At 63.0% G+C, this 16,658-nt stretch carries 13 protein-coding genes and 1 pseudogene; 5 read left to right on the forward strand and 9 right to left on the reverse strand.

The window, feature by feature from the left end:
• The 4 genes and pseudogenes from Q1K49_RS01225 to Q1K49_RS01240 form a co-directional block, all read left to right on the forward strand.
• A pseudogene (locus Q1K49_RS01225) lies at positions 1-301 on the forward strand (hypothetical protein); the annotation flags it as partial.
• A 35-nt stretch (positions 302-336) separates the two neighbouring features.
• The gene (locus Q1K49_RS01230; protein ID WP_213693717.1) at positions 337-1,605 is read left to right on the forward strand and encodes a lactate racemase domain-containing protein; all 1,269 of its coding nucleotides are present in this window, start codon (positions 337-339) and stop codon (positions 1,603-1,605) included.
• A 100-nt stretch (positions 1,606-1,705) separates the two neighbouring features.
• Positions 1,706-2,710, forward strand: coding sequence for a 4-hydroxythreonine-4-phosphate dehydrogenase PdxA (gene pdxA, locus Q1K49_RS01235; RefSeq protein WP_213693716.1), 1,005 nt, complete (start codon positions 1,706-1,708; stop codon positions 2,708-2,710).
• 4 nt (positions 2,711-2,714) lie between these two features.
• Complete coding sequence (locus Q1K49_RS01240) at positions 2,715-3,947, forward strand: four-carbon acid sugar kinase family protein (RefSeq protein ID WP_300521865.1); 1,233 nt, start codon at positions 2,715-2,717, stop codon at positions 3,945-3,947.
• A gap of 128 nt (positions 3,948-4,075) precedes the next feature.
• Here Q1K49_RS01240 and Q1K49_RS01245 read toward each other — a convergent pair whose 3' ends face one another.
• From Q1K49_RS01245 to Q1K49_RS01265, 5 genes are all read right to left on the reverse strand, one after another.
• Complete coding sequence (locus Q1K49_RS01245; RefSeq protein ID WP_300521869.1) at positions 4,076-4,618, reverse strand: nitroreductase family protein; 543 nt, start codon at positions 4,616-4,618, stop codon at positions 4,076-4,078.
• A gap of 235 nt (positions 4,619-4,853) precedes the next feature.
• Positions 4,854-5,729, reverse strand: a complete 876-nt coding sequence (locus tag Q1K49_RS01250) for a fumarylacetoacetate hydrolase family protein (protein ID WP_300521872.1) — start codon at positions 5,727-5,729, stop codon at positions 4,854-4,856.
• 16 nt (positions 5,730-5,745) lie between these two features.
• Positions 5,746-7,452 (reverse strand): dihydroxy-acid dehydratase, encoded by a 1,707-nt coding sequence (ilvD, locus tag Q1K49_RS01255; protein ID WP_300521875.1) that lies wholly within the window; start codon positions 7,450-7,452, stop codon positions 5,746-5,748.
• 69 nt (positions 7,453-7,521) lie between these two features.
• Positions 7,522-8,682 (reverse strand): UxaA family hydrolase, encoded by a 1,161-nt coding sequence (locus Q1K49_RS01260; RefSeq protein ID WP_300521878.1) that lies wholly within the window; start codon positions 8,680-8,682, stop codon positions 7,522-7,524.
• A 5-nt stretch (positions 8,683-8,687) separates the two neighbouring features.
• Positions 8,688-8,954: a UxaA family hydrolase gene (locus Q1K49_RS01265; protein WP_300521880.1), complete on the reverse strand. Its 267-nt coding sequence runs from the start codon at positions 8,952-8,954 to the stop codon at positions 8,688-8,690.
• 286 nt (positions 8,955-9,240) lie between these two features.
• Here Q1K49_RS01265 and Q1K49_RS01270 point away from each other — a divergent pair, with 286 nt between their 5' ends.
• A complete protein-coding gene (locus Q1K49_RS01270; protein ID WP_300521883.1) occupies positions 9,241-9,972 on the forward strand; it encodes an FCD domain-containing protein in 732 nt (243 codons plus the stop codon).
• A 231-nt stretch (positions 9,973-10,203) separates the two neighbouring features.
• On the opposite strand, the gene Q1K49_RS01275 is transcribed toward Q1K49_RS01270, so the two are convergent.
• From Q1K49_RS01275 to Q1K49_RS01290, 4 genes are all read right to left on the reverse strand, one after another.
• Positions 10,204-13,296: an efflux RND transporter permease subunit gene (locus Q1K49_RS01275; RefSeq protein ID WP_300521885.1), complete on the reverse strand. Its 3,093-nt coding sequence runs from the start codon at positions 13,294-13,296 to the stop codon at positions 10,204-10,206.
• Between the two features lie 39 nt (positions 13,297-13,335).
• Positions 13,336-14,526: an efflux RND transporter periplasmic adaptor subunit gene (locus Q1K49_RS01280; RefSeq protein WP_300521886.1), complete on the reverse strand. Its 1,191-nt coding sequence runs from the start codon at positions 14,524-14,526 to the stop codon at positions 13,336-13,338.
• Between the two features lie 79 nt (positions 14,527-14,605).
• Positions 14,606-16,003: a TolC family protein gene (locus Q1K49_RS01285; protein WP_300521889.1), complete on the reverse strand. Its 1,398-nt coding sequence runs from the start codon at positions 16,001-16,003 to the stop codon at positions 14,606-14,608.
• Positions 15,994-16,658, reverse strand: a 665-nt coding sequence (locus Q1K49_RS01290) for a hypothetical protein (protein WP_300521891.1), incomplete at its 5' end; no start/stop codon positions are given. The genes Q1K49_RS01290 and Q1K49_RS01285, both read right to left, overlap by 10 nt.

Genomic DNA, 16,658 nt, shown 5'->3' on the forward strand with positions numbered 1-16,658 from the left:
CATCGCGGAATCCCTCGACATCGTCCGCAAGGGCGGCAAGGTACTCTGGGCGGGTGGCGGCATTCGGGGAGGCATCACGGCTCCCGTGGACACCCACAAGATCATCGTCAAGGAAATCGACGTGAAGGGCGAAATCTCCCAGATTCCCTACGACTGGAAGACCGCCATCCATCTCGTGGGCACCGGCGACGTGGTTCTCGACCCCCTCGTGACGCACGCCTTCCCCCTGTCCCAGTGGGAGGACGGATTCAACCTCGCCGCGACGAGTCACGACTGTCTCCGGGTAGCCCTGAAACCCTGATCGTCGTACCTATTTCTGCAAGGAGGCGCAGGCCCATGTCGGCCATCGACACTCTGTTGGCACCCATACCGCTCCCGCGGGTCGTGAAGGTGCGCCAGATCTTTCCCCGACCGCGGATCGACGACGTGGAGGCGATGCTCACCGCGAAACTCCGGGAGAGCGGAACCCTGCAGGCGATCCGCCCGGGACAGACCGTGGCGGTCACCGCAGGAAGCCGTGGCGTGACGAATCTGGCGCTTATGCTCAAGGTGCTCGTGCGGGAAATCCGCGCCGCAGGAGGGGAGCCCTTTCTCTTTCCAGCCATGGGGAGCCACGGCGGCGCCACCGCCGAGGGACAGACTCATCTCCTCGCCAAAATGGGCATCACCGAGGAGTCCGTGGGAGCCCCTATCCGGGCCACCATGGAGACGGTCCAGCTCGGAACGTCCGACACGGGATGCCCCGTCTACCTCGATAAATACGCCGACGAAGCGGACGCCATCGTGATCGTCAACCGCGTCAAGCCTCATCCCGCCTTCCGGGGCTCCTACGAGAGCGGCCTCATGAAGATGGTCACCATCGGCATGGGAAAACAACGAGGAGCGGATCACGCACATCGCCTCGGTTTCGGCGGCATGGCGGCGAACATTCCCTCCGTCGCACGGGTGACGCTGGCGAAGAAGAACGTTCTCTGCGCCGTCGGCGTCGTGGAGAACGCGTTCCACGAGACGGCGCTTCTGGAGGTCCTCCCCAAGGAACGCATCGAACCCCGCGAACCGGAACTGCTGCAGGAGGCGTGGAAACTCTATCCGCGGATTTTCTTCGACGAACTGGACGTGCTGATCATCGACGAGATCGGCAAAGACATCTGCGGCACCGGTTTCGACACGAACATCGTCGGGCGTTACCACACCCCCTACGCTTCGGGGGGACCCAGGATCACCCGTGTGGCGGTGCTGGACATCACCGACAAATCCGGCGGCAACGGAAACGGTTTGGGCATTCTGGACATCACCACCACTCGGGCCTACCGAAAGTTCGACTTCGAACAGACCTATCCGAACGCCCTGACATCCACGGTACCCATGAGCGTCAAGGTGCCCATGGTGCTCAGAAACGACCGCCAGGCCATCCAGGCGGCAGTGAAGATGAGCAACGTCGTCGATCGTGACGCCGTCCGTCTCGTGCGCATCAAAAACACGGTGAGCCTGGAGGAGATCGAAATCTCCGAAAACCTCATCCCCTATGCGGCAGCACATCCGAACCTGGAAGTCCTGGGCGAACCTCGGGAGTTGCCCTTCAACGAGGAGGGCAATCTCTTCTGATCCCCCGTCCACCAAACCTCTTCCGGCGGCCCGAACCCAAAGCCTCCCCCTCTTCCGGGCCGTCGGACTTTTTTCACTCGACGCGAAAGGACTGTTCCCCATGAAGCCGAAAGTGGCAATAACTCTTGGAGATCCTTCCGGAGCGGGTCCCGAAATCGCTCTCATGGTCATCGAAGAAGGGCGTTTCGAGGAGACGTGTCGCCCCGTTCTCGTGGGCGACGCACTGGTGGTGGAGAAGGTAAAGCCCATCGTGGGCTCCACGAGAAAACTTCAGATCCTGGAGGATCCCGACGACTATGTTCCCGGATGCATCAATCTGGTGGAGTGCGGTTCCCTGAAAGGGGATTACGCCTTCGCGAAAATTCAGGCTTCCTGCGGCGAAGCCGCCTACGCCTATGTGAAGCGTGCCATCGAACTGGCCCTGGCGGGCAAGGTGGACGCCACAGTGACGGGGCCGCTGCACAAGGAAGCCCTCAACCTGGCAGGGCATGACTACGCGGGACATACGGAGATCTTCACGGATCTCACCAGGTCCAGGGGAACCGCCATGCTTCTCGTGGGAGGCCCGCTCCGGGTGATTCACGTGAGCACCCACGTCTCCCTCCGCGAAGCCTGCGATCGGGTGACGAAGGAACGGGTCCTCCACGTGATCCGTCTCGCCGACGGCGCCATGCGCGGGCTGGGCATCGAAAACCCCCGCATCGCCGTGCTCGGCCTCAATCCCCACTCGGGCGAACACGGTCTCTTCGGCACGGAGGAAATGGACCACATTGTTCCCGCCATTGAGGCCGCCCTCGACGAGGGTTTTGACGTGACCGGTCCCCTTCCGCCGGATACGGCGTTCCTTCACTGCAAAAACGGCAGGTACGACATTGCGGTGGTCATGTACCATGATCAGGGGCACATCCCGCTCAAACTGCTCGATTTCATGGGAGGCGTGAACATCACCGTGGGACTGCCCATCATCCGCACCTCCGTGGACCACGGAACGGTCTTCGGCAAGGCCGGAAAGGGAACTGCGGATCCCACGAGCCTTCGCACGGCCATCGAGTTCGCCGTGCAGTTCGCCCGACACCGCACCGCCGGTCGCAACGGCGCCGCCTGACGGCATGTCCCCCCGCTACGTCGTCCTCGCGGACGACTTCACCGGTGCCTGCGACACGGCCCTGCAGTTTCTCCGTTCCCACAACGATCTCCCCAGGGTTCTTCTCGACCCGGAAGACCTCCGGGGGATCGCAGGAGCCTCGAACGTTCTGGTGGTGGACACGGAGACACGGAATCTTCCCGCGGAGGAGGCCTTTTCCAGAATCGCCGCCCTCGCCGCGGAGCTGCATCGTTTCGTCGGCACCACCGTTTTCTATCTGAAGACGGATTCCACGCTCCGGGGCAACACGGCGGTCGAGGTGGAGGCGTTGCAGCAGGGTCTCGGGCTTCCCACGGCGGTCTTCGCCCCGGCGTTTCCCAAGATGGGACGCACTGTGAAAGACGGGATTCTCTCCGTGGAGGGGACCCCCGTCTCCCGGACGGCCATGGCCAGAGATCCTCTCAAGCCCGTGACGACCTCGGACATTTCCCTGCTCCTCCGCGGAGCGGGAGCGTGTTCTCCCCGCCACGTCCGCCTGGAGGAACTCCGGGGCGGATTTCTTCTGCCGCCTCCGGGAGCACGATGCGGGAATCTGCGGGAAGAAGGGCGCTACACCTTCGATGCCGAGACCGACGAGGATCTGCGGCGTCTCGTCCGGGCGGTGACCGCCTCCGTCGCCCCCGAGACGGTGCTGTGGGCGGGCTCCGCCGGTCTGGCGGAAGCTCTGGTCAGGAGGGATCTCCCTGTTCTGGCCGTGGTGGGAAGCGTTCACCCCAGAAGTATCGAACAGGTGAGACATGTGCTGGACAGCGACACCGCAACGGGTTTTACTCCCGACATGGGCGCCTTTCTCCGCAATGTCCCGGGAATCCTGGAGGAGACCGTCGACGCCGTGGGCTCCCTGCTCCTCCAGGGCCGAAACGTCCTCATCGCCAGCTCGCGCCCGGAGGATCCCTCTTCGGCGACCCACCGCGGCAACGACGCCACCCGCATCGCCGCTTTTCTCGGAGATCTCACGTGCACCCTGGTCCGGCGCCATCGGCCGGGGGGACTCTTTCTCTCCGGCGGCGACGTGGCGGCGAAGATCCTCAAACGGCTCTCCGTGGTGGAAACGGTGGTGACCGAGGAGATCGAGCCGGGCATCCCTCTGCTCCGCGTCCGTGGTGGCAATCTGGACGGCCTTCCTCTCGTCACCAAGGCGGGGGCCTTCGGAACCTCCCGAAGCATCGCCGCGGCCATCCTCCGCCTGCGCGGCTGAGACGCAAAAACCGTGCGCCACGCCGGAGAGAGTCGAGGCATTCATTTCCAGTACCGGACGCAGGAAAAGGGGACCCTCCCGAAAAGAAGAAGACGGGGCGGTGTGAGGAAGGAACCGGAAGCGGCACCTCAGCAATAGCGCCGTATCTCCTCCAGGGACTTTCGGGAGGCCCGGGGCTTCGCCCCCTCGGCAGGAACGGGAAATCCAACGGAAAGCAGTATGTCCACCCTCGCCCCGGAGGGAAGATCGAGCACGCGCTTGACGTCTTTTTCGTCAAACCATCCGAGCCAACAGGTACCCAGCCCTTCCTCCGCGGCCTGGAGCACGAAATGCTCCACCGCAATGCCCACGTCGAGAAGACTGTACTGAACCCCCCGAAAGAATCCTCCCAGCAGAGCAGCGAAACGGGAACGTTCGGTGAGCACCGCCACAAGCACCGGAGCCTGGGCGGCGAAGGCGTTCATGCGGTAGACCCCGCCGAAGGCGGCCTCGGCGAGACGCCTTCGGCGCTCCGGGTCATCCACCAGAAGAAAGGTCCAGGGCTGCGAATTGCAGGCGCTCGGAGCGAGGCGCGCCGCCTCCACGCACCGGTCGAGCATCTCCCGCGGAACCGGATCGGGCGCATAGGCCCGAACGCTCCGGCGACGCCGCACAAGATCGAGAAACGCCATGCCGCTCCTCCTTCCGCATTCTCTCCTCCGTCACACGACGGAGCTTCGGGAAAGGGCGTTCGAGCCCGAAAGCCCTCCGCAAGGGAAGCCCGCGAGCGAGCGCATTTTTCCATTCCGACAGCCCTTCCGGAGAAAGTCGGTGTACAGTATTCGATCAATCTCAGTGCTCAAAAGACACCGACCAGAGCGTTCCCGTGGAATCGAATTCCCGGAATCCCCGGCATTCTTTCTCGCCTCAGAGGCGCTTCAGGTCCTCCACGGGATTTCGGAGCGGCTCGAAGCCGGTGATACGGCATTCGAGAAGATCCCCGTGCTCCAAGGGAACCGCCCGGGGCGTTCCCGTGGAGAGGATGTCCCCGGGACACCAGGGGAAAACCCGGCTGTGAAAAGCCACCAGTTCGTCCGGAGGAAACATCATGTTCTTCGGCGTGTTCTCCGCCCAAACCTCTCCGTTCTTCACCGTGGCCACCCGGAGAACCGCCACGTCCGAAATCTCGTCCGGCGTGACGAGATGGGGACCGAAGCTGAAAAAGGTGTCGAAGCTCTTGCTCCGGGTGAGGTAACGGGGATTGCGCCGCAGGATGTCCTCGGCGGTCATGTCGAGGATGCACACGAACCCCGCCACCACGTCGAGCCAACGCTCCCGGGAAACGTTCCGGGCATACTTCCCGAACACCACACCAAGCTCGGCCTCGCCGGTGGTCTTCTCGGACTGCAGGGGAATCCGCACAGGGTCACCATATCCGACGACGGTGCTCGCGGGGCGCATGAAACTCGCCGGTTCGGACTGGGGTGCTTTTTCCGCCAGATCCGCGGCGTGGTCCACGTAGTTGAGCCCGATACCCCAGATCTTTCCGGGCGTCCGGTAAAGCGGAGCGTAGGTGACGTTCTCCACGCCGCATTCCTTCGCGAGGGATTCGAGATCCGCTGCACCCTCGGCGCGGTACCAGTCGGTCATGTGGAACAGCTCGCCCGACACGACGAGATCGAAGACCGAGGGAATCCAGTTCGTCCCCAGGTTCCGGTTCACCAGCGTCAGGGGAACGGGAACGCTCCCCACCAGCACCGCCGCTTCTTCGCAGCCATCAAGGCGGATCGTCGCCAAACGCATTGTCGTCCTCTCCTTTTCACTTCCAGGTAGCGTCCGTGTCGTCTTCCCCGATATTCTCCCGATAGAGCCAGAGCGCACCCTCGTGAGCGGATCCGACTCCGGCGCGATAGGCGGCGAGCATGCCGCGAAGGGGCCGTTCCGGACGTCTCATCCCGCCGCGGCGGTGTTTCAGTTCGGCCTCGCTCACGTGAAGCTGGAGGAGCTTGCGCTCCAGATCGATTTCGATACGGTCACCGTCGCGGACGAGCGCCAGGGGACCGCCCACCCACGCCTCGGGAGCCACGTGCCCCACGCAGGGACCGCGGGTGGCACCGGAAAAACGGCCGTCCGTAACCATGGCGACCGACGAGGCGAGCCCCATGCCCACGAGCATGGCCGCCGGTATGGAGAGCTCCCGCATGCCGGGACCTCCTTTGGGCCCTTCGTAGCGTACCACCAGAACCGAACCGGGCTCAACCTTTTTCGAGAGAAGGAAGATCCGGACATCCTCCTCGGAGTCGAACACCACCGCGGGCCCCACGTGATGGAACATGCGGGGATCCACACCGCTCTTCTTCACTACCGCCCCGAGGGGAGCCAGATTTCCCGAGAGAATGGAGAAACACCCCTTCTCGTGAAGCGGTTCCGCGAGGGGTCGGATGACCCGGCGATTCACGGGTGTTCCCGGAATGTCAAGGTTCTCCGCCAGCGTTCCGCCCATGGCGAGGGGCACCGTGGTGTCCAGGTGCTCCCGGATGGTGGCAAGCACGCCCCGTACCCCTCCCGCGCGGTGATAGTCGTCGATGTTGGGCTCCGCCGAGGGCTTGAACTTAGCGACGACGGGAACGGATTCCTGAATGGCGTCGAAGCGCCGCAGGTCGAGATCCATTCCGAGGACCTTCGCCAGGGCCAGCGTGTGGAGCACGGCGTTCGTCGATCCTCCCGTGGCCGAGACGTACTTGATGCCGTTCGTCACGGACGCGGCGTTGAGAAAGAGCGAGAGCGGACGTTCCTCCCGGACCAGGGCGACGATTCGTTCTCCCACGTCCCGGGCCTGCCGCACTTTGGCGGCATCGCAGAAGAGCATGGTGGCGGAGCCGAAGGGTGCCACCCCCGTCGCCTCCAGAAAGGTTCCCATGGTGTTGGCTGTGCCGAACATGGAACAGGTGCCGCCGGAGGCACAGAAACCGCAGGTCCAGCGCCGGAAGGTCTCGTCGTCGATGGTGCCGCTGTTCCTCTTTCCGATGGCCTCTTTGAGGTCCGAGGTCACGAAGGTTCTTTCTCCCTCGGTGAAGGGAAGCATGGCCCCCGCCGTGAGAAAGAGGGTGGGCAGATTCAGCCGCGCCGCTGCCATGAGCATGCCCGGGATGATCTTGTCGCACGAGGCGAGCATCACCAGCCCGTCGAAACCGTGGGCCTCCACCATGGCTTCGACGGAGGCGGCGATGAGATCCCTCTGGGGAAGCACGTAGTGCATGCCATGTCCCTGGGCCATACCGTCGCAGGGAGCGGGAACCGTGAATTCCCCCGGCGCACCGCCCCCCGCCCAGACACCCTCCCTGACGAATCCGGCCAGCTCCCGCAGCGGCTTGTGCCCCGGATTCACATCCGTCCAGGAATTGACGATGCCGATGAGCGGTTTGCGGAGGTCGCCGCTCCGATATCCCGCGCCGTGCATGAGCCCCAAGTAATAGGCTCCGGTGATGTCACGCTCGTCTTGTCCTCGTCCAACCATGATCCTCATCCACTTCTTTCCCGAGTCAGCGTTCTCCCCGACGCCACCCTCTCCGGGGCGACGTCGCCGGTCTCCGGGTCACACACAGGTGCCGCAGCGCCAGAAGCTCGATTCGCAATAGCCGAGGATTTCCGAGCGGGTCTGTTTTCCCTCCGCCACAGCGAGGATTTCCCTCCAGATCTCCTCCCCCATCTCGTCGATGGAAAGCCCCTCCTCCAGGATACGTCCGGCGTTGACATCGAGGTTGTCCCGCATGCGTCCGTACGTGGCGGGGTTGCCCGTCACCTTGATCACCGGCGCAATGGGATTGCCCACGGGCGTTCCGAGCCCTGTGGTGAAGACACAGAGCTGTGCTCCGCCCGCCACCATGCCCGTGACGGAGTCGATGTCAAAACCGGGCGTGTCCATCATGACAAGCCCTTTTCGCGTGGGTGCCGCGCCGTAGGGGAGCACCTCCTGAAGCGGTGAAGTCCCCGCCTTATGCACGCAGCCCAGGGATTTCTCCTCCAGCGTGGTGAGACCGCCCTCGATGTTACCCGGCGAGGGATTGCCCCCGCGCAGACTCGTTCCCATGTCGGCGGCGCGCTGCTCCATTCTGCGGCAGATCGCCTTCAATGCCTCGCCGACCTCGGGCGCGACAGCTCTTTTGGCGAGAAGGTGTTCCGCACCGATGAGTTCCGTGGTCTCGCTGAGGATCACCGTCCCCCCTGCGGCGACCACCCGGTCGCAGGCGGAGCCCACGGAGGGATTGGCGGCGATGCCCGACGTGGGGTCCGAACCGCCGCATTCCACTGCCACGCAAAGAGCCGCCGCGTCACAGGGGACGCGCTCTTCCATGCTCGCCCGCTGAACCAGATCCATGGCAAGGCGGACACCTTCGCGGATGGTGTTGAGTGTGCCTCCCAGTTCCTGAATGACCACGCACTCCACGGGTTTTCCCGAGGCGGCGATGGCCTCCGCCACGGCGTGGGGTCTTGCGGTCTCGCACCCGAGCCCCACCACCAGAACACCGAACACGTTGGGGTTTCTTCCCAGTCCCACCAGCGTGTCGACCGTCATCTTCGCATCCTCGCCGATCTGCCCGCATCCGAGATGATTCTGCAGCGCCACCGTCCCCTGGACCTGTCCGGCGATCATGCGCGCCGTCTCCGCGGCGCAGACCACGGAAGGAAGGACGAGCACCTTGTTGCGGATGCCAACGGAACCATCGGCCCTCTTGTACGCCTTTATCGTTCGCATTCGCTCTACCCCCGCAGGCTCCTCACATTGTGGACGTGCACGTGACTTCCCCTGGCGATGTCCGTGACGGCCTCTCCGATGATCTCCCCGTATTTGAAGACCTTCTCCCCGGCTCGAATGTCCTTCAGGGCGAACTTGTGATACACGGGGATCCGCTCGCACACCAAAACAGTGTGCGAGCCCACCGTAACCACCTCTCCCTCGCCGAGGGACGTGAGAGCCACCGCAACGCTGTCTCCGTCGGCGATGCGCAGTGCTTCCTTCGTGGCCATGGACCCATCCTCCTCGCAGCGTGTATGTGCCCGTTCAAGATACTGTAGCGAAATTTTTCAGAGAAAAGAACCCTCCGGAAAAACGTGTTCCTCACGTGCTCACTACTGAACGGAATTTCTGATCGACCAAGCTCGACCAAATTTCAAAAATATCGTACCATAGGGGATGCCCCGGAGCAAATGGAAATTGCAGAGGAGGGGAAAACTGTGCTACTGTCTTCACGTTCGGACCGCGACGACGCGGACAACAGCGGGAAAACGCCGACATTGACGGGAGCGAAAAACCATGAACGAAGGGAAACGGCAACTCATCCAAAAAATCTACCTGGCTCTCCAGGCGGGAGAGATCACCAAGGGAGACATGCTCCTTCCCGAGCGGGATCTGGCCGAACACTTTCACGTCAAGCGCTCCTATCTCCGGGAGGCACTCATCGCCCTGGAGGCGTTGGGCGTCATCGACATCCGGGAACGCCAGGGCATGTTCGTCGGCGGGGAGGGCACGAACAGCATCCTGGACAGCCTGAATCTCCTCACGGCCTGGCCCGTGGACTCCATCGCCCAGATCTTCGAGCTGCGGGTCATGATCGAAAGCCCCACGGCGGCCTTCGCTGCACTCCGCAGAACCGACCGGGACATGGAACAGATCCGGGGTGCCCTGGATTATCTGGAGAACCTCTGGAAAATACGCCACCCGGACATCGGCGCTCTCGGAGCCCGTTACAATGCGATCCTCCATTCCTTCATCGTCAAGGCGGCGCACAATGCGGTGCTCCTTCGTGTGTACGAGGGGCTGTCGAAACTCTACACGGACACCATCGCTTCGGTGGGCAATCAGGGGCGGGAAAAGCTCCCCTACGAAAAATGGCCCGACACGGTCCTCTCGGAGCACCGGGACCTCGTGGAGGCCATCGAGAGGCAGGACCCCGAAGCGGCAAGAGCCGCATCGATACGCCACCTGGAAAAATCCAGGGATCGCATTCAGACCCTCATCTCCCCCAATAAAAAGAATACCGACTGACCGGGGGACTCGTGGGACCGGCGGCATTCCGGCGATACATTCCAAGAAAGCGGCGAGAACTCGGAAGGAGCATCTCCGAGTCTTCGCCGCTCTCTTTTTGCAAAGTGTCTTCCTTCTCCGAGAGAACTCTCCGCACCCCCGTGGACGCAGGATTCTTCAGCACCTCGCCGGAACATGCGGTGCCGACACCCTCCGGACAAAGCCTCCGGAAAGTGTGCGCATCGCCCGGGATCACGCCCCGGAGGTCGGGGAGGCCTCGCTGAGTTTTTCCAGGAGACGGGCGATCCGGCCCTTGAGCCGCCACACCTGGTCGTACACGGGAGGAATGACGAAAAGGGCGAGGGTACCTCCCGCAATGAGTCCGCCGATGACCACGATGGCCATGGGCGCCCGGTAGGGGCCTCCGGCGCCGAGACCAAGGGCGAGGGGAATCATGGCCACCACGGAAGTGACGTCGCACATGAGGATCGGGCGAAAACGTATCCTCGTGGCTTCGAGAATCGCCTCCGCGGGGGCCCATCCCTGTTCTCTCCGAAGCATCTCTGCATAGTCCACGATGACGATGGCGTTGTTCACCACGAGCCCGACGAGCATGACCATGCCGAGCAGGCCGTAGATGGACACGGCGGTGTTCGTCACGAAAAGCAGCGGCACCACGCCGATCACGGAGAGGGGCACGGTGAGCATGATGAGCAGCGCGAAGAGATAGGACTCGATGATGGCGGCGATCATGAGAAACGTGAGGACGACGGCCATGCCGAAGGCGATGTAGAGGTAGCGGAAGTTCTCCTCCATGTCCTCCACTTCGCCGCCCAGGCCGAACCGGTATCCTCTGGGGAGCGACACCTCCCCCAGCCTCTTTTCGATGTCCTGGAAGACCTCCCCCACGGTACGCCCCGCCGCGTCGGCCTGAATCGTCACGGCCCTGCGCCGATCCGTGCGCACGATGCGCGTGGGTCCCGCTCCGTAGGAGACGTCCGCGAGTTCGCGAACGGGAACGGTGCTCCCGTCCTTGAGGGTTACGGGAAGGTCGGGAATCTGAAAGATGTTGTCCACATTCCGGGGTTCCAGCTTCACGAGAATGTCGTATTCCCGCCCTTCGCTCCGAAAAACCCCCGCCTTCTTTCCCGTCACGTAGGCCCGAACGGTGGAGGCCAGGTCGTCCACGGTGAGCCCGGTCTGGCCCAGACGCCACCGTTTGGGAGTGAAGCGAAGCTCCGGCCTGCCGAGACGCCAGTTCGTGTCTGCATCAACCGTTCCGGGCGTGTCCCGCATGATGTCGAGCACCTGCCCGGCGAGACGGTTGAGTTCCGCAATGTCCTCTCCGATGATGTTGATCTGGATGGCCTTTCCGGGACCGCCGCCCCCGGAGGCAGCGGCACTGACGGAAGCGGTCGTGTCCGGAAGAGAGGCCAGGAAGGGGCGGATGCGGTCCGCCAACTCGAAGGTGCTGGGGCGGTTCGGGTCCTTGTCCAGAAAGAAACGCACTCGGCTGTAGTTCACCCCCGACCGGGTTCCCATGCCTCCCACGAGAACATCCACGTCGGTCACGTGGGGAAGGGCCTTCACGTAGTCCTCCACCTGGCGCGTCACCGCCTCGGTCTGCGCAAGGGAGGCGTCGGAGGGAAGTTCGAGGGAGATGGAGACCACGCCCTCGTCGGCCTTGGGGAAAAACTCGACGCCGATGCGGGGCGCCAGAAGGACCGATCCTCCGAAGAGGGCGGCAAAGAAGAGCAGGGTCAGCCAGGGGTGGAGCAGGCATTTCTCCACCGCACGGTGGTGCAGTTCCTCAAGTCCTTCGTAGAGCCAACGCCACCAGCCGGTGAGAACGCGGCTCACCCAGGAGAGGTTCCCCGTGTGGCGCACGCGACCGGCCATCATGGGAGTGAAGGTGAGGGCCACCCAGAGGGAGAACAGAGTGGAAAAAACCACCGTGAGGGCGAAGTCCTTGAGGAACTGTCCCGCAATGCCCCCCATGAAGGCCACGGGAATGAACACACCCAGGTTCGTCGCCGTGGAGGAGAGTACCGCCAGGGTGATTTCGTTCGTTCCTTCCACGGCGGCATCGAGGGAGGAGCGCCCCATTTCACCGTAGCGGTAGATGTTCTCCAACACCAGAATGGCGTTGTTCACGAGCATGCCTATGGAGATGGCCAGCCCGAGGGTGCTCATGAGGTTCATGGTCATCTTCCCCATGTACATGAGCGTGAAGGTGGCCACCACCGCAGTGGGCATGGAGATCGCCGCCACGAGCGTCACCGAGAGGCGGCGCAGGAAGAGAAAAAGCGCGATGGCGGTGAAGAGAATCCCCTGCGCCATGTTGCCGAAGACATTGCTCACCGCCTCTTCGACGAAGGTGGAGTCATCGTTGGTGATGGTGACTTCCACCCCCGGCGGAAGGTCCTGGCGAATGTCGTCGAGAAGAACCCGGATGCGCTTGCCCAATTTGACGATGTTCGCGTTCGGACTGGAGATGCATTCCACGAGAACCGCGGATTTGTCGTTGTAACGGCCGTATCCGCGGGTCTCCTCCGTGGTGTCCTCCACTTGCGCCAGATCGCCCAGGCGCACCGACGAACCGTCCTTCAGGGGGATGCGGATGTCCTTCAGCATCTCCGGTGTCTTGGCCTCGCCGAGCACGCGAATGGAGAGTTCCTTGCCGCCCCGGGCGACGTGCCCCGAGGGATCGGTGAGATTGTTCACGCTCACGACGCGGATCACATCCGCTACAGAGAGCCCGTACTGGGAAAGTTTCGGTGGATCCAGATAGACGTGGATTTCCCGCTTTTTGCCACCCAGGATTTCCGCCTTCGCCAGCCCTTCCAACTGGGTGAGGCGCCGCTGGATCTTTTCCTCCACGAGGTCGTAGACGCGCTCGGGAGGCAGGCTGGACGTGACGGCGATGGAGATGAACGGCTCGGCGTTGATGTCGTACTTCTCCACGATGGGGTCCTTCGCGTCCTCGGGGAGGGAGCCCTGCATGGCCTTCACCCGGTTGGAGACGGCCAGGGTTGCGTCGGCGGTGTTCACGTCGTACTCGAACCACACGAGCACCACCGAGACGCTCTCCATGGAGTAGCTCTCGATTTTCTTGATGCCCTCCACCTGGGCGGAGGCGTCCTCGATGGGTTTGGTGACGAGGCTCTCGATTTCCGTCGGGCTCGCTCCCTCGTAGACCGTGGAGACTACCACGAGAGGCAGATCCACCTCGGGCGTGAGCGTCATACCCAGGCTGAGATAGCTGTAGGCGCCGACGAACACCGCAATGAGAACGGTGACGCTCGTCAGGACGGGGCGGCGCACGAAGAGACGTACCAGATTCATGATCTGCTCCTTGTTCTGTCGTTGGGCAGTGGAAACGCCCTAGGGATTGGAGGTGTCCGCGGAGACGGGTTCTTCCGCGGAGAATTCCCCGGAGGAATCCTTTCCACTTCCATCCGGGACGGGCACATCCGGCGACGCCTCTTCCGGCGCGGAGGACTGGAGCCACACGCGGGCGCCGTCGTAAAGGTTCTCCACGCCCCGCACGGCAATAATCTCTCCCTCGTAGAGGCGGGACACGACCTCCACGAGACCGCCCTGTCCCTCTCCGACTTCCACGTCGCGCAACCGGGCCACATCACCGGAGAGAACGTACACGTAGGTTCTGCCGTTATCCCGGCGCAGTGCCTCGTAAGGAACGCTCACCACGCTGGTCCTCGGATCCACGAGCAGCTCCGTCTCCACGAACATGCCCGGGCGGAGATTCGTGTCCGGAGGAAGGGCCACCACGACCCGATAGAGTCCCGTGGCAACGTCTGCGCCCGGGTCGACACGTTTCACCGTCCCGTTGTGGCGACGCCCCTCCAGAACGACCCGGGCGGGGGTTCCCTTCGCCACACGAGCCACGTCCCCCGGAGGAACGAGCACGTCCGCCTCGAGATTGCGGAGGTCCACCACGCGCAGCAACTCACGCCCCGTCTCGGAAATCTCTCCCACCTCGGCGTTCCGAAAGGAAACCACGCCGGTGAGCTTGGACGCCACCTTCGTCCGGGCAAGTTGCGTGCGCGTCTCCTTGAGGGCGGAACCTTTCTGCTGCATGGCCACGGCAGCCCTGTCCACCTCCGCCTTGGAAGTTCCTCCCGCGTCGTAGAGCGCCTTGAGACGTTCGTAATCCCGTTTTGCATCCTCGTACTCCGCGCTCCGGGCGGCAAAATCCGGCGTCGATGTCTCCCGGGAGAGTTCAAGAAGCACGTCCCCGGCCTTCACGAGGTCCCCCACGTGGACATGCACGGCCACGATGTATTCCCGCAGAAAGGAGGTCACGGACTGCTCCGACGCGGACTTCACCTGACCGTAATAACGCTTCCAGAGATTCCACGGTCCTGCCTCGACAGTATGGACGACGACGGGAATTCCCTTCTCCGCCCGGATGGCGGCGACGCTCTTGGGCGGCTCCGGCTTCGGAGGAGCCGCCACGACGCGATAACCGAGAAATCCTACTGCTCCCGTGATGAGCAGAATCCAGAACAGGGTACGAAAAGAACGCAGAATGCGTTTGCCCATTTCCGCCATGATCGTTCTTCCTCCAGAATGTTCAGACAAAGGAGAACACCTTCGCTCCCCCGTGGGTTCACTCCTGCGCGGCTCCGACTCAGGGAAGATTCATGAGCGCTTCCTCTCCGTATCCATAGTGCACCGCGTACTCTCCCATGGCGCTCCGCAGATCCACCAGGGCGAGGTACATCTCCTTCACCGCGTCCAGGTACTCCGTGGCGGCACTCTGCTCGTTCACCTGGGAATCCAGGAGATCGAGCTGAGTGCCCGCCCCGGTCTCGTAACGAAGTCGGGTGATGCGGAGCTCCTCCACTGCAAGCTCCACTTCCTTGGCCTTGGTCCGTTCCAGAGCCAGAGCCTTCTCCCAACGGTGCGTCGCCGACGCGAGTTCCTTGACGAGGGAATCCCGCCGGTCCTCGCGGTCGAAACCCGCCGCGGTGACGAGATGCTCCTTTCGTGCCGTATCGGCCTTCGTGGCACCTCCGTCGTACAGGGTGACTCCCAGCACCAGAGAGAGCATGCCGTCCTCCTGGGGAACGGTCGCCTTGGATGAATCCGTGAGGATGGTGTACTGAAGCGACGCGTCCAGGGTGGGTTTCATGCCGAGTTTGGCCAGGTCCCTCTCCACTTTCGCCAGCTCCTCCGTGATGCGGGCGACCTGCAGATCGGGACGCTGCACCTCCGCCCGGGAAAGATCCAGGGAGAATGAAAGCTCCGGTTTCTCCAGTTTCGCCTCGGGAGGCTCAACCGTCATTCCCCCCGCGAGTCTTGCAAGAGCGGCCAGAGCATCGCGATGAACCGCCTCGGCTCGGGTCGCCTCGCCACGAACCTTTTCGAGCTGCACCGAAGCACGAATCACGTCGAGGCGGGGCGCGGCACCCACGCGATGGCGCTCTTCCGCGACGCGCAGATCCTCCTCGCGCTGATGGATGAGGCTTTCATAGAGAACCAGGTTCTTGCGGGCCATGAAAGCCGTCCAATAGGCACTTTCCGCATCGGTGAGCAGGGTGTTCACGAGTTGGGCGTGCGTCGCCCTGCGGGCGTCCAGTGCAAGAAGAGCCGCCCTTTCCTGGAGATCGTACTTTCCCCAGAGATCGATACGCTGGCTGAGAGCCAGGGAGAGCGCGTACTGCCCCTCTTTCTCCCGGAAAACCCTGGCGGTCTCCCCCTTGAGGCCCACGTTCATGCGCTGTTCCGCCGCCGTGAACGCCACCGAGGCACGGGCGCTCTCGACTCTGGCGAGGGACGCCCTGACCTCCCTGTTTTCTTCGAGAACCAGGCGCAGATACTCCGGCAGAGCGATCTCCGCGGCACCTGCGGGAAGGGACACCACCAAAACGCCCGCGATGAGGAGAAGCACCGCGAAAACGCCCCGGAGGCCTGAGGTTTCGCGGCAAGCCGCTCCATGGGTCCACCAGGAGGAACACTCTCTCGAAAAACGGTGATATACCTGAGGACACCGCAACTGCGCGGAATGGGTTCTTCTCACGGACATGCGAATCCCTCCCTCTCGCATCCTCGATTCTTTTCTCTTTCACTGTCGATCTCTTCCAGGGAAGCGAATCCGCCTCCGGCTCTCTCACTCCCGCGGTTTTTCCTGAAATCACTGTCGGGAAAAACGTTCGTCTCGTCCAGAAGCGCATCCAGATTTTTTCGGAACAACCTGGAGCAGTAGTAGTGCCTGGCAAGGGAGGCCTGACGCAGGGCTCCGCGCAGTGCCTCTTCCGGATCCGCCGGAGGTCTGGCCTTCCAGCGGCGGAGCGTGAACCGGGCCTCCAAAAGGGACAGGTGCCGAGCCACCTCGGGATAAAAGAGCAGCTCTTCCAGCGTCGTCCCTTCCGCCCGATGCTCACGGATGGCCTTCGCGGCGTTGATCTCACTGCTCTCGAAACACCCTTCTTCCCTGGGAACGAGAAGGCCGACCCGGAGCAATTCCTCCAGTTCCTCCTCATCCATACCGGTGATCTGAAGAAACTCCTGCCTGGAAAAGGTCTTTCCCCGGGGGTACTCGTAGCCCAGCAGAAAGATCTGGAGGTTTTCCTGGGCGGAGAGAAGCGCCTCGTGCCCCCCGAAGGCCTCGATGTACTCCCGGATCTCCGAGAGCGAGCGGTTGAACTGGCGCTGAAAGAAACGGATCGCCTCGATCATGC

The sequence above is a fragment of the Aminiphilus sp. genome (genome assembly GCF_029975095.1).
Classification (GTDB): Bacteria; Synergistota; Synergistia; order Synergistales; family Aminiphilaceae; genus Aminiphilus.